The sequence below is a fragment of the Shimia sp. CNT1-13L.2 genome (assembly GCF_024331145.1).
GTDB lineage: Bacteria > Pseudomonadota > Alphaproteobacteria > Rhodobacterales > Rhodobacteraceae > Shimia.
In genome coordinates, this window is sequence record NZ_JANDJO010000002.1 from 589359 (window position 1) to 613982 (window position 24624).

A 24624-nucleotide genomic window follows, 5' to 3' on the forward strand; every position below is an offset into this window, starting at 1 on the left:
ACCGCGGGGGCGGGCATCGGGCAGCCTTTGAGGCGAGAGAGAGGGGGCAGGATGCAGGATTTCAATTCGATAGACGCGGTGCAGGCGGCACTTGGCGAAGAGGGCTATGTCTGCGGGCGGTCGCTTGCGACGGTGGTGTTCCTGTCGCTGCGCCTTGGGCGGCCCCTGTTCCTTGAGGGGGAGGCGGGTGTCGGCAAGACCGAGATTGCCAAGGCGATTGCGGCGGCGCTGGGCCGTCGGTTGATCCGGTTGCAGTGTTACGAGGGGCTGGATGCGTCAAGCGCGGTTTACGAGTGGAACTTTGCTGCGCAGATGGTGGCGATCCGCACGGCAGAGGCGAGCGGCAGCGCGGATCGCGAGGTGTTGAACGCGGAACTGTTCGGGCCGGATTACCTTGTGGAGCGGCCCCTTTTGCAGGCGATGCGGCCCGATCCGGCGGGTGCGCCGGTGTTGCTGATCGACGAGCTGGACCGCACGGACGAGCCGTTCGAGGCGTTTCTCTTGGAGGCGTTGAGCGATTTCCAGGTGACGATCCCGGAAATCGGCACCATTGCAGCGCCCGAGCCGCCGATCGTGATCGTGACGTCGAACCGGACGCGGGAGGTGCATGATGCGCTGAAGCGGCGGTGCTTGTATCATTGGGTGGATTACCCCGATTTCGAGCGCGAGATCGCGATCCTTCAGGCGCGGGCACCAGAGGCGGCAGAGGCGCTGAGCCGCGAGATCGTGGCCTTTGTCCAGCAGTTGCGGACCGAGGACCTGTTCAAGAAACCCGGTGTGGCCGAGACGATTGACTGGGCCAAGTGCCTGTTGGCGCTGGATGTTCTGACGCTGAGCCCTGAGGTGATTGCCGACACGCTGGGTGCGGTGCTGAAGTATCAGGACGACATTGCCAAGCTTCAGGGATCAGAGGCGGGGCGGCTTCTGGATCAGGCGCGGGCCAGCATGGAGGTGGCCTAGTGTGCGCTGACTGCATGTGGTGCATGCGAGGCGTCTGGCATGGCTGAACACATCCCCCTCGAGCTGCCGGATGCGCCGAAGCTAAGCCACAACATCACCTATTTCGCACGGGCCCTGCGCAAAGCGGGGCTGCCGATCGGGCCGGGGCGCGTGATTGATGCGATCCGCGCGGTTGAGGCGGCGGGGTTCACGCGGAAAGAGGATTTTTACTGGACGCTGCACGCCTGTTTCGTGTCCAAGCCCGAGCATCGCACGGTCTTTGCGCAGGTGTTTCGCCTGTATTGGCGGGATCCGCGGTATCTTGAGCATATGATGGCGATGATGCTGCCTGCGGTGCGCGGGGTGCAGGAAGAGCGCACGGCGCAATCCGCCGAGAAGCGAGCGGCCGAGGCGCTGTTGGACGGGGTGGAGCGCGATGCGCCGGATGTGGCGCAGGAAGAGGGTGGCAGCGAGATCGAGGTGGACGCTTCGTTGACGATGTCGGCCGAGGAACGCTTGCGGACGCTGGATTTCGAGCAGATGAGCACGGATGAGGTGGCGCGGGCCAAGCGGATGCTGGCGAGGCTGGCGCTGCCGGTCAAGCCGATCCCGTCGCGGCGGGGCAAGGCGGATGCGCTGGGCCGGCAGGCCGACTGGCGGCGCACGCTGCGGGCGGCAATGCGGCAGGGGGGCGACATCCGGGCGCTGGCGCGCAAGAGCCCGCGACCGCGCTGGCCGAACCTCGTGGTGATTTGCGATATTTCGGGTTCGATGAGCCAGTATAGTCGGATGGTTTTGCATTTTCTCCATGCCGTGGCCAATCAGAAGGGGGCGGGATGGGCCAAGGTGCACGGGTTTACCTTTGGCACGCGGCTGACCAATATCACCCGCCATCTGGCGACCCGCGACGTGGATGCCGCATTGCGGGCGGCGGGGTCGGAGGCGCAGGACTGGGAAGGTGGCACGCGGATCGGCGCATGTCTGCATGATTTCAACCGCGACTGGTCGCGGCGGGTGATGGGGCAGGGGGCTGTGGTGTTGCTGATCACCGACGGTCTGGATCGCGGGACGCCGGAGATGCTGGCCAAGGAGATGGAGCGGCTGCACCTGTCGTCGCGCCGCCTGATCTGGTTGAACCCCCTGCTGCGCTGGGAGGGTTTTGCGCCCAAGGCGCAGGGTATCCGCACGATGCTGCCGCATGTCGACAGTTTTCGGGCCGGGCATTCGATTTCGACGCTGGAAGAGCTGGCCGAGGCAATCTCGCGGCCCGATGATGTGGGCGAGAAGGCGCGGCTGTTGGCGGCGGTGGGGGAGTGACTGCCTAGGCAGGTGCAGCCCGGCGGGGCCGCCGGGCGATTTCTACTTTATTTGCATTGCCCTGACCCTAGAGCGGCAGGCGGTCATCCGGTGAAATGCCGAGCATCTGTTCGATTTCCAGCAGGGTTTCGGATTCCTCGGGCGCGCGGGTGCCATCGGCGAGGATCACACGCGCCATCGCCTGAAGCATCTCGAGCCGGTGCGGATAGTCGACGTTCTGGCGGATCAGCAGGGCGAAATCCGGCGTGCCGGGGGCCTGTGCCTCGAGCTTTTCGCAGGTGGCGCGCATCTTGGCGGCGGGGATCGGCTTGAGATCGAAGGTTTCGGCAAGGATGCGGTCGATCTCGCCGATTTCAAGCGCGTGGTAGTTGGCATCCGACCGCGCAAGCCGCACGAGGAGGGCACCAAGGGCGAGATGTTCATCCGGTTCCGGCAAGGGCGGTTCCGCAGGCTGGCCGCGCAGACGGTTGATCAGGCTTTCAAACATCAGTCTGGTATCCTTGTTGAATTATTGTTCTTCATATCAGAGCTTCTTCCCCCATCCGCTTCATCTAAAGCGGGACCGAATATTCAAGCAGATGCGCCGTTGCTTTCTTGCGCGTGATCTTGCCCTGGCCAAGCTGTTCCATCATCTCTGCATGTCCTAGCGAATTGAACGTTCAATCTGTGCCTAGGTTCTTAATACAAACTCCGTGATAGGTATCGGCAGAAAACGTAGTCGGACCTGCCTCTCTTGAATGGTAGGAAAACTTTGACTGATTTGGAGGGTTCTTTTCGTCTTCAGGGAAAACTGACAGCAATCCAGATGATCGATCCTCACCGATGAAAAGTATGTCTGCTTTCCCATATGAGTCAGTGTGTACATAGGCCGCTTGGTCGGTATCGAAAACCATTCTTCTTCCCGCAAGATTGCAGCCGCCGCCAGTGTCCCTGCATACTTGTGGGAAATAGCAATCATAGGTGTCCGCATATGCTGGCACCGACACACATATTCCCAAACAAACCAGCAAAAACCGTAACCCCATCAAAGAACTTTCTGTTTGTTGCGATCCATGTCACGTCGTGGGGCAGGTAGCGTTGAGGCCGCTCTTGATGGTTCGGTTTTTTTGCCCCCAAACATCAGTCTTCGTAGCCTTCGATGATGATCAGCTCTCCGGTGGAGACAGGATCGCGGTGCGCCTTGGCGGCCTGGTAGGCTTCGGAGTGGTAACAGTCCAGCGCGGCCTGATAGGAGGGGAATTCGATCACGACGTTGCGCGAGCGGGGTTCGCCTTCGACCGCTTCGAAGGTGCCGCCGCGTACCAGGAAACGGGCTTCATAGGCGGCAAAGGCCGGGCCGTTGGCGGCGATGTAGTTCTTGTAGGTGTCAAGGTCTTGGACGTCGATGCGCCCGATCCAGTAGCCTTTGGCCATGTGTTGGTGTCCCCGTTGGTGTTGGTCTTGTTCAGAAAAGCATGCGTTCAATCTGGAAGAGGATGTCGTCCAAAGCAATCCCCCCCGGATCGGAATTGGTGATGAGAATGCCGCCGATGCGGGCGCGGGTGTCGGAGGTGCGGAAGCCGTAGCTGGTGATCGAGGGGCCGGGGTGCAGGGTGTGCTGGTCGAGGACGTGGCCCATGCGGGTCATGAAGGTCAAGGTCAGGGTGCCACGGGGCGCGGTGCCGAGCGGCTTGGCGTAGTCGGTGTGGACGCGGAAGCCGAGGGCGAACTGGTCGTGGTCGAACAGGATGGCAACGGCGCCTTCGCCCCGCCCCGAGATCGTGTCAAAGCCGTGCGGGCCGAGGGGCAGGAGGGCGTTGGAGGCAAAGCCGCGGTGGTGCGCGACCGAGAGGTTCTGGCGGCGCGGGCCGGGGCGGATGGCAAGTGGGCGGTGGGCGGCGGTCTGGCCAAGGATGTCATGCGGGGTGCCGGTGGCGGCGGGGCGCTGGGTGATCGACTGGCCGGCAAAGTGTTCGCCCAGCCAGATGCCGGTAAAGCGCAGCGGGTGATCGAGGTTGAAGCCCGGTTCGGGGCGGGAGGGCAGGGTCTCGAAGGTCAATGTGGTCGAGAGTTCGCGGGCGAGCGTGTCGTAGGGCACGGGGGTGACCTCGGCCGTCAGGGGGGAGGTCAGGCAGGTGAGGAGGATGGCAAGCCAGCGCATGAGGGGAGCCTAGGGGGCGGATGTGCGGACTGCAATGGGGGGACTTGGGTGTCCGGATATGGATCGAAGCGCCCGGCGGCTCTGCCGGTCTGCGCCTGCCCTGGCAGGCACAGCCCTCTGTTAAGGGTCTTGGGTTTGGGATGGGGCGAGCAGGCTCAATGCTGCCAGCCTGTCAAAGCGCAGGTTGTCGAGGGCGATGCCTTCGGGGTCGGAATTGGTGATCAGTAGACCGGCGATGTCGGGGCGGTCGTCCTTGCGGGCAAAACCGTAGGTGGCCTCGGACAGGGGGCCGAGGGTGTGGCTGTCGATGACGCGGCCGTCGCGGGCGAGGAAGGTGAGGGTGGCAAATCCCTGTTCGCCGCCGCGGATGTCGAGCGCGATGGCGCTTTGGTCCCAGTCGAAGATCACCGCGATGGCGCCTTCACCCACGGCTTCGGTGCGGGGATAGCCGGCGGGACCGTGGCCTTGCAGGACCGAGGTGCGCATCAGGCGCAGGATGCCCAGTGACTGGTTCGGCGCGCCGGGCAGGAGGGTGAGGGGCGCAAGGGCGGTGCCGTTCACCCGGTCGAAGGTGCCGTCGCGGCCAAGGTCCTGACCGGCAAAGCGTTCCCCGAACCGCGCGCCGTCCTGTTCGAGGATGCCGTTGATCAGGCGGCCCACCCCGAAGGAGGAAGGCAGATCGTCAAAGGTGATGCGACGGGACAGATCGAGCGTGTCGGGATCGGTTGGGCAGACTGGGGTCTCGCAGGCCCATGCGGGCAGGGCCAGAAGGGAAACCAGTGCGAGGGAAAGCAGGCTGCGCATGGGGCCAGTGTAGCGCAGCTTGTGATTTTCGCAAAACCGGGCGGAAAACTCTTCTGGAAGAGTTTTCGGGGGCAAGAATTTTCCAGAAAATTCTTGGCGCTTGTCTAGTCGGTTCCGGGTTTGCGGCGCCGGCGGAAACGAGGGCGTGGGCGTGCGGTGACGTTGGCGATGTTGCGCACGCGGCGGGCCGAAGACAGGGTGATGGCGGCAAGGATGATACAGCCCGCGATGATCTGTTGCCATGTCAGCACCTCGGCAAAGGCAAGCCAGCCGATCACGAACATGGTGGGCAATTCGATGCTGCCCGCTACGGCGGATGTGTTGGCACCGATCACCGGTGAAAAGCGCATGTAGAGGTAGTTGGGCAGGAAGGCGGTGAACAGGCCGAGCACGCAGAGCGCGATCAGGGCTTCGCCGGATTGCGGCAGCACCTGTTCGGCAGGCAGGCTGAGCAGGACGGGGATCAGCACGATCATCGAGCCGAGCGGCACGGTTGTCATGCGTTCGCGCGGTGTCAGAATGGTGAGGCGGTGCGAGATCACGTTGATCACGAAGCCGAAGCTGACCGGGGCCAGCAGTGCCAGGGCGATAGCCGACCACGTGGCGCCTTCGCCGTTGATCTGGCCCGCGCCGAGGATGGCGGCACCAAGGATCAGGAGCGAGGCCACGCAGGCCCGCAGCGTGAGGGCCTCGCCAAAGAGCAGACGGCTGAACATGAGGGTGAACAGCGGGTAGGTCATGTAGAGGATACCGGCGGTGGAGACTGGCATCACGTCGAGCGATCTCACGTAGAAAATCCAGCCGAGACCGGTGCCCATGCCCGCGAAAATGCCCCAGAGCGAGGCGCGGTGGTGGCTGGCGTCGAGGCGGATGTGGCGAAACAGCAGGATCGGGGTGAAGGCGTAGCGAAAGAAGGCGATGGCGGGGGCGGCCATGCCGGCTTCGGACAGCAGACGGGCGAAATAAGGCACGGTGCCAAAGGCGGCCGACGCCCCGATGACAAGGATCAGGGCAACGGTCGGGGAGTGCAGCAGGCTTGCAGACCCGGAACTCTGTTGCGCGTTTTCCATGAAAAAAGCCTGCTCCGGGGGGAGCAGGCTGTCTGTCTGGCGCGCGACATTCGGGATGTCGCGAAACCGGGGTCTGTTTGCGTCACACGAGTCGCGAATTGTCTTTCGCGGCGCGGACGAAATCCTTGAACAGCGGGTGCGGGTCGAAGGGTTTCGACTTCAGTTCCGGGTGGAACTGGACACCGATGAACCACGGGTGATCCGCCCATTCGACGATCTCGGGCAGGCGGCCATCGGGCGACATGCCGGAGAATTTCAGGCCGCATTCCTCGAGTTTCTCGCGGTAGGTGATGTCGACCTCGTAGCGGTGGCGGTGGCGTTCCTCGATGGCGACGGAGCCATAGACTTCGTGCACTTTCGAGCCGTCCGCGAGGGCCGCGTCATAGGCACCGAGGCGCATGGTGCCGCCCTTGTCGTCGGTGGCCTTGCGCTGGACCTTGGCGTTGCCCTGAACCCATTCCTTGAGGTGGTAGACCACCGGTTCAAAGCGTTTGCCGCCGGCCTCGTGGTCGAATTCCTCGGAGCCCGCGGTTTTGATGCCGGCCACGTTGCGGGCGGCTTCGATCACGGCCATCTGCATGCCGAGACAGATGCCAAGGTAGGGAATCTTGCGTTCGCGGGCGAATTGCGCCGCCTTGATCTTGCCCTCGGTGCCGCGTTCGCCAAAGCCGCCGGGCACGAGGATCGCATCATAGCCTTCGAGGTAGGGGGCGGCGTCGGTCTTGTCGAAGACCTCGGCGTCAACCCAGTTGACGTTGACCTTGACGCGGTTGTGCATGCCGCCATGCACCAGCGCTTCCTTGATCGATTTGTAGGCGTCTTCGAGCTGGGTGTACTTGCCGACGATGGCGACGTTGACTTCGCCGTCGGTGTTGTGGATGCGGTCGTTCACGTCTTCCCAGACCGAGAGGTCGGGGCGCGGGGCCGGGGCGATGCCGAAGGCATCCAGAACCGCCTGGTCGAGGCCTTCGCGGTGGTAGGCCAGCGGGGCTTCGTAGATCGACTTGAGATCGTAGGCGGCGACAACGGCTTCTTTGCGCACGTTACAGAACAGGGCGATCTTGCCGCGTTCCTTTTCCGGGATCGGCTGTTCGGAGCGGCAGACCAGGATATCGGGGGCGATACCGATGGATTGCAGTTCCTTGACCGAGTGCTGGGTTGGTTTGGTTTTCAATTCGCCGGAGGCCGCGAGATAGGGCAGCAGGGTCAGGTGCATGAAGATGCACTGGCCGCGCGGCTTGTCGTGGCTGAACTGGCGGATGGCTTCGAAGAAGGGCAAGCCCTCGATGTCGCCGACGGTGCCGCCAATCTCGCAGAGCATGAAGTCGACTTCGTCATCGCCAATGTTGATGAAGTCTTTGATCTCGTTGGTGACGTGGGGCACGACCTGGATGGTTTTGCCCAGGTAGTCGCCACGGCGTTCTTTTTCGAGCACGTTCGAGTAGATGCGGCCCGAGGAGACCGAGTCGGTCATGCGGGCGGGGACGCCGGTGAACCGTTCGTAGTGGCCGAGGTCGAGGTCGGTCTCGGCGCCGTCGTCGGTGACGAAGACTTCGCCGTGTTCGAAGGGCGACATGGTGCCCGGATCGACGTTCAGGTAAGGATCGAGTTTGCGCAGTCGCACGGTGTACCCGCGCGCCTGAAGCAACGCGCCAAGAGCTGCTGACGCGAGGCCCTTGCCCAGCGATGAAACAACCCCACCCGTGATGAAAATATACCGTGCCATTGGTCGGCGTCCCCCGTGATTTCCAGTATCTTCCAAGCGCCCGCGCAGACCGGAATCTGACGCAGCATCACGGGACTTAAGTATAACAAGATTCGCATCAACTTGGCAACAGGACCGCAAGATGCTGTTGCGGCCCCGAAGGAATTCTCAAGTTGTGGTGTGAAAGGAGGCAGGGCCCCCGAAAGATCAGTCGGCGCGCGGGACCAGCGGTTCGCTGGTGCCATCGGTCGTGGGCGGCAGGAGCGAGCCTGCGTCCGAATCCGTAGTGGTGTCCGCTGCCGGAACGCTGTCGCCGAGACGGTCCAGAACCGAGCCGCCGGCAGATTTCTGTGCGGCGATGATGGTCAGTGCAATCGAAGTACAGATGAACGCCGCGGCGAGAATCCATGTCACCTTGCTGAGCGCGGTGGCCGCAGACCGGCCAGACACAGCACCTCCGCCGCCGCCACCCATGCCAAGACCGCCCCCTTCCGAGCGTTGCAGCAGCACGACACCGATCAGTGCCAGCGCGAGGAGGAGGTGGATGATGAGGACAACGTTTTCCATGAGGACCTGTCAAAGCGTTCGGTTGGTTCAGCGCGCTATGTATGCAAGTTTGCCGCGCGGGGCAAGCGGCTTTCGGGGGGAATGTGGGCCACGCTGTCGCGGGAAATCACGCGGATTGCGGATCGCAGAGAAATCGCTTTCGAAAATGCGAGGTCTTTGCATGTGTCGAGACAGGCCGCGCACGATAAGTGTTTGCCGCGGCGGGCGCGTAAACATGCAGGGCCGGAGGCTCTGGCGGTCTAGCCCGGTGCGTTTGCCAGGGAGCATCTGATGGCGCTTTCGAAGGCCTTGGCGAGATCGGAGCCTTCGTTGGGAAAGGCCACCAGCTGTTTTCCGCGGTTGTCGTAAACAGAGATCGGTTTGCCCTGCGCGATGAAGGATTGCAGCTTGGAGATCGAGATGCGGCTGCCGCTTTGCAGGTCGTGGCTCATGCCAGAGATCATTGCGCCACCGTAGAGGGCGGCGGGGATCTTGATCTGTCGGGATCCGGACCTGAGCGACAGGCGACCGCGGGCGAATTTGTAGTTCCAGCCGCTTTTGGCGACGTAGAAGGACCAGGCCCTGTCGTTCTTGGCTTCGAACTCGAGCGATGCGGTCTGGGCAAACAGAACGGCGCTGCACAGGGTATAGCGGCCTTTCTTGCCGGTCTGCGGGATCAGGTAGGTGGCCGGTTTCTTGACCACGTACCAGTGGCCGAACCTTTCGACTTTCTTGCTGTTTCGTGTGGCGGGGTCTGCGCTGGTGGCGGTTGCGATCAGGCCAAAGCCGATCAAGACAAGGGCCAGAAAAGGTAGTTTCGCAAGGGTTTTCATCGGACGTCTCCTTTCGGGAAAAGAGGTGTGCTGTGATGGGCAACAAGCCTAGGCGACCTGACATGCGGGGCCATGATCTCGGTCAAAGTGGTGAAAGGGCGCGGTTTGACGGATTGGGACGGTGCGTTTCACCGCTTGCCATGAGCGGTTTTTCTCTGCCAGTGTCGGGCCATGCCACATGACCATTCTGACCACGATCACCCGCACGCATTGTTGCCGCCCGAGCCTGCGCTCAGGGTCAAGGCGCTGGAGACCATCCTGACCGAGAAGGGGCTGATCGATCCGGCGGCGCTGGACGAGATCATCGACACCTACCAGAACAAGATCGGGCCGCAGAATGGCGCGCGGGTGGTGGCGAAGATGTGGAGCGATCCGGCGTTTCGTGCGGCGATGCTGAGCGATCCGATGCCGCTGTTGGAAGAGATGGGGTTTTACGGGCGTCAGGGCGAGCACATGGTGATCGTCGAGAATACACCGGAGGTGCATAACGTGGTCGTCTGTACCCTGTGCAGCTGTTACCCTTGGCCGCTGCTGGGGATACCGCCGGGGTGGTACAAGTCGGATGCCTACCGGTCGCGGGTGGTGCGCGAGCCGCGGAAGGTTTTGGCAGAGTTCGGGCTGGACCTGCCGGAGGGCAAATCCGTGCGGGTCTGGGATTCGACGGCTGAGATCCGGTATCTGGTGGTGCCCGAGCGGCCCGAGGGTACGGAGGGGATGAGCGAAGAGGAATTGGTGGCGCTTGTCACGCGGGATTCGATGATCGGCACCGGTCTGGCGCAGGAGCCGGGCGCATGAGCCGGGTGCATGACATGGGCGGTCGGTTCGGTGACGGGGCAGTGACCCCCGGTGATGATGCGACATTCGCCGAGGACTGGCACGCGCGGGCTTTGGCGGTGACGCTGGCGGCGGGGGCCTTGGGGCAGTGGAACATCGACAGTTCGCGCCACGCGCGGGAATTGCTGGCGCCGAAGGATTACAGCCGGTTTTCCTATTATGAGAAGTGGATGGCGGCGCTGGCCGATCTGCTTGTGGAGCGTGGCGTTGTGAGCCGTGAAGAGCTTGCCGCGGGGCATGGTACGGGGCGTTCGGAGCTGGCCGGTCGGGCCTTGCAGGCCGATAAGGTTGCTGGCGTTCTGTCGGGGGGCAGCCCCTATGTCCGCGAGGATGCAGAGGCGGCGCGGTTCAGGGTGGGCGACAGGGTGACAACCCGCAGGCCCGCCCGCAATGCGCTGGTTGACGGAGGGCACACGCGATTGCCGTCATACGCGGCGGGCGCGACGGGGACGATTGTTCTGTGCCACGGGGGGCATGTGTTTCCCGATTCCAACGGGCATTACCTTGGCGAGGCGGCCCAGCCGCTTTACGCGGTGGCCTTTGCCGCGCGTGACCTTTGGGGCGAGGGTGCCGAGGGGGACGAGGTGGTGCTGGACCTCTGGCAAAGTTATCTGGAGCCCGCATGAACCAGCCTGATCCCGTTTTCGAGGCCCCGTGGCATGCGCAGGTCTTTGCGCTGACGGTCCATTTGCATGAGCGCGGGTTGTTCACGTGGCCGGACTGGGCCACGGGTTTTGGCGCGACGCTGGCGCGGCACGGGCTGGAGCGCGAGCTGAACGGTGGGGATGATTACTTTAACGCCTGGCTGGAGACGCTGGAAACGGTCCTGCGCGAGGCGGGGAAGGCAGATGCGGTGCAGGTGGAGGCCGTCAGGGCGGCGTGGGAAGAGGCCTATCTTTCAACGCCGCACGGGCAGCCGGTCAGGCTGGCGGATTAATCCTCGACATCATCCATGTCGTACTGGCCCGACAGCATCCGGCGCACGATTGACCAGCCAAGGCCAATGCCCAGAACGGCAGAAAGCGCGAAGATGCCGATCCATGTGTTCATGTTGGGATTGTCGAGCGAAAGCATGTTCCAGTCATAGAGCACCCATACCATCGCGCCGACAACCGACAGCACCAGAAGCATGCCAAAGCCGCCGATCGAGCGCAGGGTGGCCCGCAGGTAGATGATGTAACCAATCACCAGAAGCAGCCCGAGCAGCACCGAGAGCGGTGTCTCCTCGAGGTAGTTCTCCATAGTCCAGCGAATGTAGTTCCACTGGGTAGGGTTGTAGGTGAGGGCCAGCAAGATGAATGCAAAGACCCAGCGCAACAACAAGCCCATGCGCCTTCCGCTCCTTTTTTACCCATGGTTTGCGCAAAAAAGCCGGGTCTGTCCAGATGTTGGCGAGAATTTCCCTAGGTTTCTGCGCGTTAAAGGGTCACGGGGCGGTCGATTGCCTTTCCCCAGGCCATAATGCGGTAGCTGCGGTGGTCCGGATGGAAGTAGGGATCGTGGCGCACGAGATCTTCGACATCGCCCCGTTCGGCGGCCTCGACCACCCAGAGGCCACCGCAGAAGGGCGCGTCGGGATCAGTCCGGAGACCGCCGCCGACGAGAATGCGGTCGGAATAGAGATCGAGATAGGCCAGATGCGCCGCGCCATGGCGTTTGCGATGGGCCAGCATTTCCTTAGTGTCTTCGAACAGAACGATCCAACGCATGAGTCTTTCCTTCCCGCTTGGTTGGCGGCAGAGTTTCGCGCCCGTGGCGGTAGGGAAAGGGCCAGTTTGGCGTGGGCGATACCCCCAATTGCGCCGAAAAGCCGCGATCTGCGGCACATTTGCGGTTTCGCGCCGCAGACAAGATGGCTAAAAGGGCGCGGGTTTGACCTCTTGAAAAGGACCGAAAATGGCAAACGTCGTCGTCGTGGGCGCCCAGTGGGGCGATGAAGGCAAAGGCAAGATCGTTGACTGGCTCAGCGAACGCGCGGATGTGATTGCGCGCTTCCAGGGTGGCCACAATGCAGGCCACACCCTCGTGATTGACGGCAAGGTCTACAAGCTGCACGCGCTGCCCTCGGGTGTTGTGCGTGGCGGCAAGCTGTCGGTGATCGGCAACGGTGTTGTGCTGGACCCCTGGCACCTTGTGAACGAAATCGAAACCGTGCGTGCGCAGGGCGTCGATATTTCGCCGGAAACCCTGATGATCGCAGAGAACACCCCGCTGATCCTGCCGATTCACGGGGAGCTTGATCGGGCGCGCGAGGAAGCGGCCAGCAAGGGCACCAAGATCGGCACCACCGGACGCGGTATTGGTCCGTGCTATGAGGACAAGGTGGGCCGTCGTGCGATCCGCGTTGCCGACCTGGCGGATGAAGCCACGCTGGAAGCGCGTGTAGACCGTGCGTTGCAGCACCATGACCCGCTGCGCAAGGGTCTGGGCATTGAAGCGGTTGACCGTGATGCCCTGCTGGCGCAACTCAAGGAAATTGCACCGAAAATCCTGCCCTATGCGGCGCCGGTCTGGAAGGTGCTGAACGAGAAACGCAAGGCGGGCAAGCGCATTCTGTTCGAAGGGGCACAGGGCGCACTTCTGGACATCGACTTTGGCACCTATCCCTTCGTGACCTCGTCGAACGTGATTGCCGGCCAGTCGGCGACGGGTGTTGGCATCGGTCCGAACTCGATCGATTTCGTGCTGGGCATCGTCAAGGCCTATACCACCCGCGTGGGCGAGGGGCCGTTCCCGACCGAGCTGCTCAAGGAAGATGGTACGCCGGATGCCGATGGCGAGCGTCTGGGCACCCGTGGCCACGAGTTCGGCACCACCACCGGCCGTCAGCGCCGCTGTGGCTGGTTCGATGCGGCCCTGCTGCGCCAGACCTGTGCAACCTCGGGTGTGACCGGTATCGCGCTGACCAAGCTGGACGTTCTGGACGGGTTCGAGACCCTGAAAATCTGTGTCGGCTATGAGCTGGATGGCGAGCGTCTGGACTATCTGCCGACCGCGGCGGACCAGCAGGCGCGCTGCACCCCGATCTACGAAGAGATGCCGGGATGGAGCGAGTCGACCGAAGGCGCGCGCAGCTGGGCGGAACTGCCGGCCAATGCCATCAAGTACGTGCGTCGCGTCGAAGAGTTGATCGATTGTCCGGTTGCGCTACTTTCCACTTCGCCGGAGCGGGATGACACGATCCTCGTGACCGATCCGTTTGCGGACTAAGAGGTAGACCAACCATGGCAATGAGCTACAAGTCACGTCGGCGCTGGGCGCTGTTGATCCTGCTGGTGGGCATTCCGCTTTACCTTGGCGTGGCCTGGGGTGTTCTGAGCCGTCTGGGGCTTTGGGAACTGCCGGTGCTGGTGGAATTCGTGATCTACGTGTTCTTCGGCGTGGCCTGGGTGTTCCCGCTGAAGCCGATCTTCCTTGGCATCGGCCAAGCCGACCCGGACGATCCGGACCACGGCACATGGGATTAAACAAAAACGCGTCAGGTGACTGGCGCGTTTTTTTGTTGTTGGACAGTTTGTCGCTAATTTTCATTGAGCTTTCCAACGATTTTTAACCGTTGGCAATTCCGATGCGGTTCGATCTGAGCTAAGAATTCTGCAATCCACCTTTGGTAGAGTGATTGTTCTGAGATTTTTGTAGAGGTTGAAATTGGACCCAGTTGCGATTGGTTTGATAGTATGGATGCTCAGCGCTCCCGTTTTTCTTGTTCTCTGGTTGCGAAGCCATTTTAGGCGGAAGCGAGCCTTGGGAGAACTCGAACGGTTCGCGGAAATAGTTTCCATTGAAAAGGAAGTGGTCAAGAAGAAGCATGAGGTTGAGGCACTGGAGACCGACATCGAAACTCTTCAGGCAACTTACGGCGAAAAGAAAAAATATCTTGATCAGCTATTAGAGCAGGTAGCTGTCTATGATGACCGCTTGGCCTTTGCTGAACTGGGAATGTATGAGCCACATTTCGAGTTTGGGGATAGCGAACAGTACAAAGACCAAATTAAGAAAGTACGAACCCTTCAAAAGGCGATGGTCTCGGCAAAAGAGGCGACGATCTGTCCGGCTGATTGGACGGTTGAAGGGAGCCGTGCCAAAGGGCAGACAATGATCAACCGTCAATCGCGCTTGACGATGCGGGCTTTCAACAATGAGTGTGAGGCCGCAATCGCCAATACCAGATGGAACAATGTGGTTGCGATGGAAAAGCGCATCCTGAACTCGGCTAAAGCAATTTCAAGAGAAAACACCTCTCTCCAACTGAGCATCAATGACGCCTACGTCGCGTTGAAGATCGACGAGTTACACTTGACGCACGAGTATCGTGAGCAGCTAAAGATCGAAAAGGATGAACGCGCCGAACTTGCCAGGGTTGAAAGAGAAGAAAAGAAGCTGGCAGCTGAGGCAAGAGCGGCGGAAAAAGAAGAGATGAAATATCAAGCGCTCTTGGAAAAAGCGCGAAGAGAAGCAGGCTCTGATGAGGTTAGTGACAGCTTGAAGCAAAAAATCCACGATCTCGAGAGCGCTTTGGAAGAGGCGCGCGCGACCTCTGAGCGCGCACGCGCAATGGCGGAAATGACTAGGTCAGGGTATGTGTATGTAATTTCCAATGTGGGATCGTTTGGAGAAGAAATGGTTAAGATTGGCCTGACGAGGCGTCTCGACCCTGGTGACCGTGTTCGCGAACTGGGAGACGCGAGTGTTCCGTTTGGTTTCGATACACATGCCATGATTTATTCAGAAGAGGCGCCAGCCTTGGAAGCTGCTCTACACAAAGAGTTCTCAGAACAACGCGTCAATATGGCCAACATGCGGAAGGAATTCTTTCGCGTGTCCCTTGACGAAGTGGAAGACGCTGTTGCGCGACTTGCTCCAGATGCTGACTTCTTCAAGGACAGAGAAGCGCAGGAGTGGCACGAAACCTTGGCAAGGCGGAAGGAGAAATTGCAAGAGGTCGCTCCATCCGAACTTGAAGCGCTGCCCGCCGCAATTTGACATAGTTCGCGCGGCTTTCTCGAAAGGGGTCTTCTGGATTGAGTTTGGGTTGATAGTTGTCTGAATCTAAAGCGAAAAAAGCCGCCCCTGATGGAGCGGCTTTTGGCGTTTTGGGGCTTGCCCGGATCAGCCGGCGGCGCGGTCTTCGGGGCGGTAGCCGATCAGTTCGGAAGCCGTGAAACGGCCGCCTTCGATCTTGGCAATCTTGTTTTCGCGCAGGAGCTGGCCGAAGGAGCGCAGGCTGTCTTCGCGGGTGTAGGCGTTGCTGCCGTCGACATCGCGGGCGAGGCGCATGACCATCGGGCGCGAGAACTTGTCCTGACCTTCAACGAAGGTGAGGTAGGCGGCGGCGGCTTCGAGAACCTCGGGCAGCTTGGTGGCGCCCATTGATTCCGCGAATTCCGCAAAGCTGCCGGCCTCGGCCGGGTCCATCTGCGACGGGGCGGCGGGGGCCGGTGCCGGGGCATCGGCGGCGCGTTCGCCAACCGAGACGCGGCGCGGACGTACGGGGCTGCGCGGTGCTTCGGCCTCGGGGGCTGGGGCGGCTTCGACCGGCGCGGCGGGTTCCTGCGGTTCCGCGGCGGGGGTGTCGACGCGCTGTTCGGCCACAAGTTTCAGCGGGGCCGCGGGGGCCTTGGGACGGCTCGGGCGGACCTCGGTTTCCTCGGGAGCCTGGCCGGTCACGTTGCGCACCACGCTGGCGAGATCGCCGCGATAGGGCTCGGTGGCGTCCTGCGGGGCGCGGGCGGCGCCGGAACGCTGTTCCGCTTTGGTGGCGGCAACGGCGGCACGCAGATGTGCGATGGCCTGGCGACGACGGTTGCCGTCCGGTTCGTTCATGTGCTGGTCGGCCTCGGCCATCAGGCGCGGCATGTCGCTTTCGGCGTCGCGGTCGGCATCGGTCAGGTGTTTGCCACGCTCCGAACGGTCAGCCTCGGGCTCTTCTTCGGCTTCCATCTGGTCGGCGCGGTTCAGTTCGGCCTCGACCTGAGCCAGTTCGGCCAGCAGTTCGGCTTCGTCCTCGGGGGTCAGGCTGGAGACACGGCCGGGTTCGTCGGTCTTGGTCTCTGCGGTGTCCTCGGCGATCGGTGCTTCGGGTTCGTCTTCTTCCGGCTCGGCCTCAAGCAGACCTGCAGAGACTGCCTCTTCGAAGTCGGCCTTTTTCATGCGGACAACGCGGGCACGGACCGGGCGTTCGACCGGGGCCTCTGCCACGATCTCTTGCTCGGCGGGCTCTTCGGCAACGTCCTCTTCGGCGGCTGCTGCGGCCATTTCATCGTCGAGTTTCAGAACCGATTCAATCTCTTCGCGGGCTTCGGTCAGGAAGCTGTCGGCGTGTTCGTCTTCGGAATAGTCTTCTTCTTCGGGTTCGTTGCGCGACTTGGACACCACGGCGCGGATACGCTGGAGCTTGGCGGCGATGGAGTTTTCCTCGGCGGGGAAGTCCTCGGGCTCTTCGACCAGTTCGGCAATGTCTTCGGCGGCGTCCTCTTCGGCGAGGGCGTCTTCGATGGCGGAGAGGTCGAGCGTGTCGTCCTGTGCGGGGGCGCTGGCCACCTCGTCGTCGGCAAAGTCCTGTTCCTCCAGCGCGCCTTCGAGATCGGCGACAATGGTGGCGTCCTGATCTGCGATGGCCTCTGCGACAGGGGCGTCTTCGACGATGTCTTCGGCGACCACCTCTTCGATGGTTTCTTCGACCATCTCGGTCTCGGGGGCGGTCACGGCATCGAGAATCTCGTCGGTGACGTCTTCGACTTCCGGTTCAATCTGTTCTTCCGGGGATTCGGCCTGCGGTTCGGCAACCTCGACGGGCGCCGCTTGGGCCACGGGTGCGGGGGCTGCCTCGGGCTGCGGCGCGGGGGCGGCGGGGGCCTCGGTGGTCAGGTAGATCGAGCCCTGCTCGGTGCGCGCCTGTACGCGGCGTTCGACCTCGCGCTCGGCGATGCGGGCCAGCATTTCGGCGTCGGGGGTGGGGGGCTCGGCACCGAAGTACCTATCATCTGCCGCGAGATCGCGGAAATACTCAGCAATTGCTTTCATGGTGTCGAACGAGTCATCGAAACCCTCAAGCGTACAGGAGAACGTGCCGTATGAGACCGTCAAAACTTTGTTATTCGTAACCATCAGATGCGGGTCCTTTGAACTACTCGAGGTTCTGTTTACCACGACAGTCGAGACGAAAGCTGACCGATTCTGTGAAAGACAGCGTATCATTTTGAGGCTAGATTGTGGCGCGTTTCTTAAAATTGGAGGGAAACCGGGGTGTCTGAGGCGATTGTGCATAGTTTGGAACCAATCACCCTTGTTGGGGCGGGATTGGTCGGGAAAACCGATCTGGACACCTGTAGACGCTTAGCACCGCGTGTTGTTGCGGCAGATGGCGGGGCCTTGCATTGCCTTGAATACGGGGTGATGCCCGAGGCGGTTGTCGGCGATATGGACTCGTTGGAGGGGGCCGGGGTGGAGGGCATTCCGCAGGATCGCCTGCATGTGGTGTTTGACCAGAACCGGACCGATTTCGACAAGGCGCTGCATAGTATAAGGGCGCCGTTGGTGATCGGGATGGGGTTCAGCGGGGCGCGGCTGGATCACCAGCTTGCCTGTTTCAACGCGCTGGTGCGCAACTGTGATCACCGCTGCATCTTGCTGGGTGACACGGATATTGCCTTTCTCGCGCCGCCGTCGATTGATCTTGATCTGGAAGAAGGCGAGCGGGTCTCGCTGTTTCCGATGGGGCTGGTTGAAGGGGTGTCGGACGGGCTGCACTGGCCGATTGGCGGGCTGACCTTTACGCCGGACGGGCGTGTGGGAACATCGAACCGCGCGACGGGGGCGGTGTCGCTTCAGTTCACGGCACCGAAGATGCTGATCATCCTGCCGCGTGACTGTCTGGGACGGGCGGTTGAGGCGTTGCTGACGCAATCCGCGACATGGCCCGCTCTCTGAAGACGATATAAAGACCGGCGGCCATGGTCACGCAAATACCGATGGCGGCGAGGCCATTGGGCAGGTCGGAGAAGATAATCCAGCCGATCAGCGTGGCGAAGGGGATCTCGAGGTATTGCATCGGTGCCAGCGTGGCCGAGGGGGCATAGCGCAGCGACCATGTCATCAGGAGGTGGGCGAGGGTGCCGAGTGCGCCGATGAACAGGAGCATCGCCGTGGTGCTGGTGTCGGTCCAGACGATCGCGGTTTCGGGCATGTTGATATGCGGGCCGATCAGCAGGAACGGCAGGATCATGAGCGAGGCCATGGTGCCGCTGACGGCCTGAAGGCTGATCGGGTCGGTTTCCTTGGCGATCTGGCGGGTGACCAGCATGAACAGCGAAAAGACCACCGCCACCACGAGGGGCAGGAGGGCGGGCAGGCCGACCTCGGCAAAGCTCGGCTGGATCACCATGAGGGTGCCGACAAAGCCGACAACGCAGGCCAGGATGCGGCGCAGGCCGACTTCTTCGTCGAGGACGAACTTGCCAAGCAGCAGCATCAGGAAGGGCATGACGAAGGCGATGGCCACGGCATCGGCCAGCGGCAGGAAGCGCAGGGCGGTGAACATGGCGCCAATGCCGATGATATGCAGGACGGTGCGGATGATCATGAGATTGAAGGTGCGGCGGCGCATTCGCCATGGGCGGTTGGTGGCGGCAACGACGGGGATCAGCAGCAGTGCCTGAATGCCGAAACGCACCAGAAGCAGTTGGCATAAGGGAACGAGTTGACCCAGGATCTTCGCAACAGCGTCTCCTAAAGGGGCAAGCACACAAAAACCAAGCATCAATAAAATGCCGAGGAGAGGTCGATCCTGAGCCATGGGGTGACGCTAATCCGAAACAGTTGCGCGGTTCAATCCTGAGCTTAGCAATGTGACCCAGCGTAAATCACGAAAAAAACGGGCCGGTACGAAGACCGGCCCGACAGGGAGTGAGCTCGGTCTATGGATCAACACCGAGCATCGGGGAACTTTTGGCGATCAGATCGCCAGGTATTCTGCGCGCAGCTCTTCGTTCGAGAGCACTTCCTCGGCAGAGCCGTCAAAGACGATGCCGCCGGTATCGAGGATCACCGAACGGTCGGCGAGTTCGAGGGCGCGGACCGCGTTCTGTTCAACGAGGATCGTGGTGATGCCCTGTTCCTTGATGATGCGCAGGGTTTTCTCGATCTCGTCGACGATCACGGGGGCGAGGCCTTCGTAGGGTTCGTCGAGCAGCAGTACCTTGATGTCACGCGCAAGCGCCCGTGCAATCGCCAGCATCTGCTGTTCACCACCAGACAGCGTGACGCCTTCCTGTTTGCGGCGTTCGCCGAGACGCGGGAAGAGATCGTAGAGGCGTTCAATCGACCAGCCGATAGGCGGTGCGATTTGCGCCAGTTGCAGGTTCTCTTCCACGGTCAGGCCGGGAATGATGCAACGATCTTCGGGCACCAGGCCGATTCCGGCGGCGGCGGCCTCATGGCTTTTCATGAGGTGCAGCGGCTGGTGGTCGAGCCAGATTTCGCCGTGGGTGACCTGCGGGTCATCCATGCGGGCGATCGAGCGCAGGGTCGATGTCTTGCCAGCGCCGTTGCGGCCCAGAAGCGCGAGGATCTCGCCTTCGTGCACGTTGAACGAGATGTTCTGCACGATGTAGCTTTCGCCGTAGTAGCTTTCCATGTTCCAGACGGAGAGGAAGGCGGGGGCGGTTTCGGCCAGGTTGTGGCCCTTGGAGAAGTCGGGTTTGACGTTCATTTGGGTCTCTCCTGATTATGCCGTTTCGCCCAGGTACGCTTCGCGCACCTTGGGATTGCCGCGGATGTTTTCCGGGTCGTCTTCGACGAGGGGGGTACCCTGTGCCAGAACGGTGATCCGGTTGGCCAGCGAGAACACGACGTGCATGTCGTGTTCGATGATCGCGATGGTGATGTCGCGTTCGTCGCTGATCTGCTTGAGCAGGTCGATGGTGTTGTTGGTATCGGCCCGCGCCATACCGGCGGTGGGTTCGTCCAGAAGCAGCAGGCGCGGCTCCTGGGCGAGGCACATGCCGATCTCGAGGCGGCGTTTGTCACCACGCGACATGGCAGCGGCGTGCATGTCACGCTTGTCGGCCATGTTCATTTCCTCGAGCATGTGCTCGGCCCGTTCCACGATGTCCTTTTCGTCCATCATGTTTTCGATGGCGTGCATGCGGAAGGCACCGTCGCGCTTGGCGAAACAGGGGATCATCATGTTTTCCATGACGCTGAGTTCGCCGAAGATCTCGGGTGTCTGGAACACGCGGGAAATGCCCATCTGGTTGATCTCGTAGGGGCTGCGGCCCAGCACCGACTGGCCGTCGAACATGACAGAGCCGGTGTCGGGGATGAGTTTGCCCACGAGGCAGTTCAGGAGGGTCGACTTGCCGGCGCCGTTGGGGCCGATGATGGCGTGGACGGAGTTTTCCTTCACGCTCAGGTTGACGTCGCTCAGAGCCTGGAGGCCGCCGAACCGTTTGCCAACATCTTTGACTTCAAGAATGCTCATCAGTCGTTCTCCTTATTCAGCGGGTTCGGTTTTGGCGGTTTCGGTGTCATCGGCCTTTTTGCCTTTGATGGCTTTGCGGATGCGTTGACCACCTTCGACCAGGCCACCGGGCAGGAAGATCACGACGAGCATGAACAGGATGCCGAGGGTCAGGTGCCAGCCTTTGCCGATGAAGGGGTGGATGATGAAGACAACGAAGTCTTCAAGACCATCGGGCAGGAAGGCGAACCACTGGTGCAGGATGTTGTCGTTGATCTTCGAGAAGATGTTCTCGAAGTACTTGATGAAGCCCGCGCCCAGAACCGGACCGATCAGGGTGCCGGTGCCGCCGAGGATGGTCATCAGAACAACTTCACCGGATGCGGTCCACTGCATACGCTCGGCGCCTGCCAGCGGGTCCATCGAGGCCATCAGGCCGCCTGCGAGACCAGCGTACATGCCGGAGATCACGAAGGCTGCCAGCGTGTAGGGACGCGGGTTGAGGCCGGTGTAGCTCAGGCGGTTCTGGTTCGACTTGATCGCGCGCAGCATCATGCCGAAAGGCGAACGGAAGATGCGGATCGACAGGTAGAAGGCGAGGATCATGATCAGCGCCGAGAAGTAGTAGCCGACGTTGAAGGTGAAGACCCATCCGGCGATTTCCAGATCCGTGCTGCTGCGCATTTCCATGCCGAAGAGGCTTGGAACCGGGATGTTGCCGCCAGCGGTCTGGCTTGCGCCAAGGATACGCGGGTCGTTCAGGGTCAGTTGCAGGCCGGTTTCACCACCGGTGATCGGGGTCAGAACCGAATAGGCCAGTGCAAACATCATCTGGGCGAAGGCGAGCGTCAGGATCGAGAAGTAGATGCCCGAGCGACGCAGGCTGACGTAGCCGATGACGACTGCGAAGAGGCCGGCGACGATGACCGCGAGCACGATGGCGGGCAGCACGTTCATGCCTAGGATCTTGAACATCCAGACCGCGCCGTAGGAGCCGATGCCGAGGAAGGCAGCGTGGCCGAAGGAGAGGTAGCCGGTGAGGCCGAAGAGGATGTTAAAGCCGATGGCGAAGATCCCGAAGATCACGAAACGCTGCATCAGGTCCGGATAGCCTGCGTTGAACTGTGCCATCGCCGAGCCTTCGGGGAAGGGGTTCAGGATGAAGGGTGCAAACAGGGTCAGCACCACAACGATCAGCAGGAGGGAGGTGTCTTTTTTGTTGAGACCCAGCATGAGTTATTCCTCCATCACGCCTTTGCGACCCATCAGGCCACGCGGACGCGTCAACAGAATGATAATGGCAACCAGGTAGATGATGATCTGGTTGATGCCCGGGATGAGGTCGATGACTTCGCGCATGGAGGCAAAGCTTTCGAGGATGCCCAGCAGGAAGCCTGCCAGAACCGCGCCCGGAAGCGAGCCCATGCCGCCGACAACCACAACAACGAAGGACAGCACGAGGAAGTCCATGCCCATGTGGTAGTTGGGCGAGTTGATCGGGGTGTACATGACGCCTGCGAGGCCGGCCACGGCGGCTGCGAGGCCGAACATGATGGTGAAGCGCTTGTCGATGTCGATGCCCAGGAGGCCCACGGTTTCACGGTCTGCCATGCCGGCACGCACGACCATGCCGAAGGTGGTGAATTGCAGGAAGGCAAACACACCGCCGATGATCACGACCGAGAACATGAAGTAGACCAGACGCCAGTAGGGGTAGATGATGGTGTTCGGGTCGAAGCCGATCGCGGCCCCAAAGTCGAACGAGCCCTTGAAGGCGTCGGGCGCCGGGGTCGGGATCGGGTTGGCACCGAAGTAATACTTGATGATTTCCTGCAGAACGATGGCCAGGCCGAAGGTCACGAGGATCTGGTCGGCGTGCTCACGCTTGTAGAAGTGCTTGATCAGGCCGCGTTCCATGATGACGCCGACCAAGAGCATGATCGGGATCGAGAACAGGATGGCGAGCGGGACGGACCAGTCGATCAGGGCGGCACCGGTTTCCGGGCCGAACCAGCTTTCGACGTAGGGGGTTTTGACCTTGAGCGGGTTGCCGAGGAAGTCGGTCTTGTTCGGGTCGATCGTCTCGAAGCTCAGGTTGAGGATCTTGCTGAGGGTCACGGCACAGAAGGCGCCGATCATGAACAGGGCGCCGTGGGCGAAGTTCACCACACCCAGCGTCCCGAAGATCAGTGTAAGCCCAAGCGCGATCAGCGCGTAGGCCGAGCCCTTGTCGAGCCCGTTTAGGATTTGAAGGATTATTGCGTCCATGGTTCCCACCCGTAGGTTTTGTCTGGGGTCGCTCCGTTAGATCAGTGCCCCGATCCTTGGAATGAAAAGCCCGTCCTCCCACCCGCGAAGGGGCAGAGCGTAGCGGTGTCGCGATGCTCGATTTGGGGGCGGACAGAGAAACCGGTCGCGCCGGGGGCGCGACCGGAAGGTCCGGATTAGGCGCCCGGGTTGCAGGTGCCCAGTTCGCCGCCGAAGATCGCCGGATCGTAGGTAACCTGTGCGGTCGGGGTAACTTCGACGATTTCGAGAAGGTCGAATTCCGAAGTCGGGTTTTCCTTACCGCGCACAACCAGAACGTCTTTGAAGCACTGGTGGTCTTCCGCACGGTACAGGGTCTTGCCGTTGCCCATGCCGTCGAACTCGAAGCCTTCGAGAGCTTCTGCAACACCGCAGGGGTTGAAGGTGCCTGCGCGCTCACATGCGTCAGCGTAGAGCATGGCCTGAACGTAGCAGGTGTGTGCAGCCTGCGACGGCGGGAAGCCGTACTTGGTGCCGAACGACTTGACGAATGCCTTGGAGCCTTCGTCCTGCAGCGACCAGTGCCAGTTGGTGGAACCGTAGATGCCCTTAACGTTGGCACCGGCACCCTTGGCCATCAGGCGCGAGTAGAGCGGAACAACGATTTCGAAGTTCTTGTTGTTGACCAGCTTGTCACGCAGGCCGAACTGAACCGCGTTGGTGAGCGAGTTCACCATGTTGCCGCCGTAGTGGTTCAGAACCAGAACGTCCGCGCCCGATTGCAGAACCGGAGCGATGTAGGACGAGAAGTCGGTCTGGGTCAGCGGGGTTTTCACGGCCGCAACGGTTTCCCAGCCAAGAGCTTCGGTCGAGGTGCGAACCGCTTCCTCGGTGGTGTAGCCCCAGTTGTAGTCGGCGGTCAGGTGATAGGCCTTACGGTCGGTGCCGTAGTTGTTGGCCAGGATCGGCGCAAGCGCGGCACCCGACATGTAGGAGTTGAAGAAGTGGCGGAAGCCGTTGGCCCGCTTGTCCTTGCCGGTGGTGTCGTTCGAGTGGGTCAGGCCGGCCATGAAGATGACGCCTGCCTCCTGGCAGAGTGCCTGTACGGCAACCGCAACGCCCGAGGACGAACCGCCGGTGATCATGACAGCGCCGTCTTTTTCGATCATCGACTTGGCCGATGCGCGGGCTGCGTCCGATTTGGTTTGGGTGTCGCCGGTTACGAATTCGACTTTCTTGCCCAGGATGCCGTTACCTTGCAGCGCCTTGGACGAGAAGGTGTTCATCATGCCGCCGTCGCCGCCACCGTTCAGGTGCTCAACAGCCAGCTCGTATGCGCGCAGTTCGTCTGCACCCTCGTCCGCGTAGGGACCGGTCTGGGGCACGTTGAAGCCCAGGGTCACGGAGCCGCCGGTGGGCTCGTTGGTGTAGGCAGCAGCAGACGACGCGGTAAAGATGGTCGGAAGCGCTACGCCAGCGCCAGCGACGGCACCGGACTTGAGCACGCCGCGACGTGTCATAGTGGTTTTGGACATTTAATCCTCCCGTTTGGTAAACAATGGCGATTGGCTCCTCTTCCGCACGCCATAAGCACTTTTGTGCAAATTCATTATCGGGGAGGGATAGAAAATTCCGCAACAACTGCTTTTAGCGTAACAATTTTTTTGTAAAGTAATCCACAATACCATAGTATGCACTGTAAAGAAATTTTTCGGCGCTGCAGAAAGCCG

The 24624-nt window shown here is 61.4% G+C and carries 26 protein-coding genes; 9 read left to right on the forward strand and 17 right to left on the reverse strand.

Translation table 11 applies throughout. The features are described from left to right. Nucleotides 1–51 precede the first annotated feature (51 nt). Entirely contained in the window at nucleotides 52–960 is a 909-nt protein-coding gene (locus tag NNA36_RS06560) for a MoxR family ATPase (protein ID WP_255105473.1), read from the forward strand. Between the two features lie 39 nt (nucleotides 961–999). Further along, a complete protein-coding gene (locus NNA36_RS06565) occupies nucleotides 1000–2256 on the forward strand; it encodes a VWA domain-containing protein (protein ID WP_255105475.1) in 1257 nt (418 codons plus the stop codon). Nucleotides 2257–2323: 67 nt separating this feature from the next. Here the strand turns inward: NNA36_RS06565 and NNA36_RS06570 are convergent, their stop codons facing one another. From NNA36_RS06570 to NNA36_RS06605, 8 genes are all read right to left on the reverse strand, one after another. Continuing rightward, complete coding sequence (locus NNA36_RS06570; RefSeq protein WP_255105476.1) at nucleotides 2324–2743, reverse strand: TerB family tellurite resistance protein; 420 nt, start codon at nucleotides 2741–2743, stop codon at nucleotides 2324–2326. Between the two features lie 632 nt (nucleotides 2744–3375). Continuing rightward, nucleotides 3376–3669, reverse strand: coding sequence for a DUF1330 domain-containing protein (locus tag NNA36_RS06575; protein ID WP_255105477.1), 294 nt, complete (start codon nucleotides 3667–3669; stop codon nucleotides 3376–3378). Nucleotides 3670–3700: 31 nt separating this feature from the next. After that, nucleotides 3701–4396: a hypothetical protein gene (locus NNA36_RS06580; RefSeq protein WP_255105478.1), complete on the reverse strand. Its 696-nt coding sequence runs from the start codon at nucleotides 4394–4396 to the stop codon at nucleotides 3701–3703. Between the two features lie 120 nt (nucleotides 4397–4516). Then, entirely contained in the window at nucleotides 4517–5275 is a 759-nt protein-coding gene (locus tag NNA36_RS06585; protein WP_255105479.1) for a hypothetical protein, read from the reverse strand. Between the two features lie 29 nt (nucleotides 5276–5304). Continuing rightward, nucleotides 5305–6270 (reverse strand): DMT family transporter, encoded by a 966-nt coding sequence (locus NNA36_RS06590; RefSeq protein ID WP_255105480.1) that lies wholly within the window; start codon nucleotides 6268–6270, stop codon nucleotides 5305–5307. An 82-nt stretch (nucleotides 6271–6352) separates the two neighbouring features. After that, complete coding sequence (locus tag NNA36_RS06595) at nucleotides 6353–7996, reverse strand: CTP synthase (RefSeq protein ID WP_255105482.1); 1644 nt, start codon at nucleotides 7994–7996, stop codon at nucleotides 6353–6355. Between the two features lie 186 nt (nucleotides 7997–8182). Then, nucleotides 8183–8542 (reverse strand): preprotein translocase subunit SecG, encoded by a 360-nt coding sequence (gene secG, locus NNA36_RS06600; protein WP_255105484.1) that lies wholly within the window; start codon nucleotides 8540–8542, stop codon nucleotides 8183–8185. Between the two features lie 239 nt (nucleotides 8543–8781). Next, complete coding sequence (locus NNA36_RS06605; protein WP_255105486.1) at nucleotides 8782–9354, reverse strand: hypothetical protein; 573 nt, start codon at nucleotides 9352–9354, stop codon at nucleotides 8782–8784. Between the two features lie 171 nt (nucleotides 9355–9525). Between NNA36_RS06605 and nthA the strand changes: the two genes are divergently transcribed. The 3 genes from nthA to NNA36_RS06620 are packed head-to-tail and all read left to right on the forward strand — an operon-like array spanning nucleotide 9526 to nucleotide 11125. Then, nucleotides 9526–10149 carry a nitrile hydratase subunit alpha gene (nthA, locus tag NNA36_RS06610; RefSeq protein WP_255105489.1) on the forward strand — a complete coding sequence of 208 codons (624 nt, stop codon included), beginning with the start codon at nucleotides 9526–9528 and terminating at the stop codon, nucleotides 10147–10149. Continuing rightward, nucleotides 10146–10814 carry a nitrile hydratase subunit beta gene (gene nthB / locus NNA36_RS06615; protein ID WP_255105492.1) on the forward strand — a complete coding sequence of 223 codons (669 nt, stop codon included), beginning with the start codon at nucleotides 10146–10148 and terminating at the stop codon, nucleotides 10812–10814. Before nthA ends, nthB begins: the two co-directional genes overlap by 4 nt. After that, nucleotides 10811–11125: a nitrile hydratase accessory protein gene (locus NNA36_RS06620; protein ID WP_255105494.1), complete on the forward strand. Its 315-nt coding sequence runs from the start codon at nucleotides 10811–10813 to the stop codon at nucleotides 11123–11125. Before nthB ends, NNA36_RS06620 begins: the two co-directional genes overlap by 4 nt. Here NNA36_RS06620 and NNA36_RS06625 read toward each other — a convergent pair. Together NNA36_RS06625 and NNA36_RS06630 are read right to left on the reverse strand one after the other, a co-directional pair. Beyond that, nucleotides 11122–11517 carry a DUF6524 family protein gene (locus tag NNA36_RS06625; RefSeq protein WP_255105498.1) on the reverse strand — a complete coding sequence of 132 codons (396 nt, stop codon included), beginning with the start codon at nucleotides 11515–11517 and terminating at the stop codon, nucleotides 11122–11124. The genes NNA36_RS06620 and NNA36_RS06625 overlap by 4 nt on opposite strands. An 89-nt stretch (nucleotides 11518–11606) precedes the next feature. Beyond that, nucleotides 11607–11897, reverse strand: a complete 291-nt coding sequence (locus NNA36_RS06630; protein WP_255105501.1) for a YciI family protein — start codon at nucleotides 11895–11897, stop codon at nucleotides 11607–11609. A gap of 187 nt (nucleotides 11898–12084) precedes the next feature. Between NNA36_RS06630 and NNA36_RS06635 the strand changes: the two genes are divergently transcribed. The 3 genes from NNA36_RS06635 (at nucleotide 12085) to NNA36_RS06645 (ending at nucleotide 15171) form a co-directional block, all read left to right on the forward strand. After that, complete coding sequence (locus NNA36_RS06635) at nucleotides 12085–13398, forward strand: adenylosuccinate synthase (protein ID WP_255105505.1); 1314 nt, start codon at nucleotides 12085–12087, stop codon at nucleotides 13396–13398. A gap of 14 nt (nucleotides 13399–13412) precedes the next feature. After that, complete coding sequence (locus tag NNA36_RS06640; protein ID WP_255105508.1) at nucleotides 13413–13655, forward strand: DUF2842 domain-containing protein; 243 nt, start codon at nucleotides 13413–13415, stop codon at nucleotides 13653–13655. 277 nt (nucleotides 13656–13932) lie between these two features. Then, nucleotides 13933–15171 (forward strand): DUF4041 domain-containing protein, encoded by a 1239-nt coding sequence (locus NNA36_RS06645; RefSeq protein WP_255105511.1) that lies wholly within the window; start codon nucleotides 13933–13935, stop codon nucleotides 15169–15171. 126 nt (nucleotides 15172–15297) lie between these two features. Here NNA36_RS06645 and NNA36_RS06650 read toward each other — a convergent pair whose 3' ends face one another. Next, nucleotides 15298–17295 carry a hypothetical protein gene (locus NNA36_RS06650; RefSeq protein WP_255105514.1) on the reverse strand — a complete coding sequence of 666 codons (1998 nt, stop codon included), beginning with the start codon at nucleotides 17293–17295 and terminating at the stop codon, nucleotides 15298–15300. 138 nt (nucleotides 17296–17433) lie between these two features. Here NNA36_RS06650 and NNA36_RS06655 point away from each other — a divergent pair, with 138 nt between their 5' ends. Continuing rightward, on the forward strand, nucleotides 17434–18117 hold the full coding sequence (locus NNA36_RS06655) for a thiamine diphosphokinase (RefSeq protein WP_255105516.1): 684 nt from the start codon (nucleotides 17434–17436) through the stop codon (nucleotides 18115–18117). Here NNA36_RS06655 and NNA36_RS06660 read toward each other — a convergent pair. The 6 genes from NNA36_RS06660 to NNA36_RS06685 form a co-directional block, all read right to left on the reverse strand. Beyond that, nucleotides 18041–18982: a DMT family transporter gene (locus tag NNA36_RS06660; RefSeq protein WP_255105518.1), complete on the reverse strand. Its 942-nt coding sequence runs from the start codon at nucleotides 18980–18982 to the stop codon at nucleotides 18041–18043. The genes NNA36_RS06655 and NNA36_RS06660 overlap by 77 nt on opposite strands. A gap of 159 nt (nucleotides 18983–19141) precedes the next feature. Further along, on the reverse strand, nucleotides 19142–19897 hold the full coding sequence (locus tag NNA36_RS06665; RefSeq protein ID WP_255105520.1) for an ABC transporter ATP-binding protein: 756 nt from the start codon (nucleotides 19895–19897) through the stop codon (nucleotides 19142–19144). Nucleotides 19898–19912: 15 nt separating this feature from the next. Next, nucleotides 19913–20668: an ABC transporter ATP-binding protein gene (locus tag NNA36_RS06670; protein WP_255105522.1), complete on the reverse strand. Its 756-nt coding sequence runs from the start codon at nucleotides 20666–20668 to the stop codon at nucleotides 19913–19915. 12 nt (nucleotides 20669–20680) lie between these two features. Next, complete coding sequence (locus NNA36_RS06675) at nucleotides 20681–21880, reverse strand: branched-chain amino acid ABC transporter permease (RefSeq protein ID WP_255105523.1); 1200 nt, start codon at nucleotides 21878–21880, stop codon at nucleotides 20681–20683. Nucleotides 21881–21883: 3 nt separating this feature from the next. Beyond that, complete coding sequence (locus NNA36_RS06680) at nucleotides 21884–22915, reverse strand: branched-chain amino acid ABC transporter permease (protein WP_255105525.1); 1032 nt, start codon at nucleotides 22913–22915, stop codon at nucleotides 21884–21886. Nucleotides 22916–23091: 176 nt separating this feature from the next. Further along, nucleotides 23092–24429, reverse strand: a complete 1338-nt coding sequence (locus NNA36_RS06685) for a substrate-binding protein (protein ID WP_255105527.1) — start codon at nucleotides 24427–24429, stop codon at nucleotides 23092–23094. Between the last annotated feature and the right edge of the window lie 195 nt (nucleotides 24430–24624).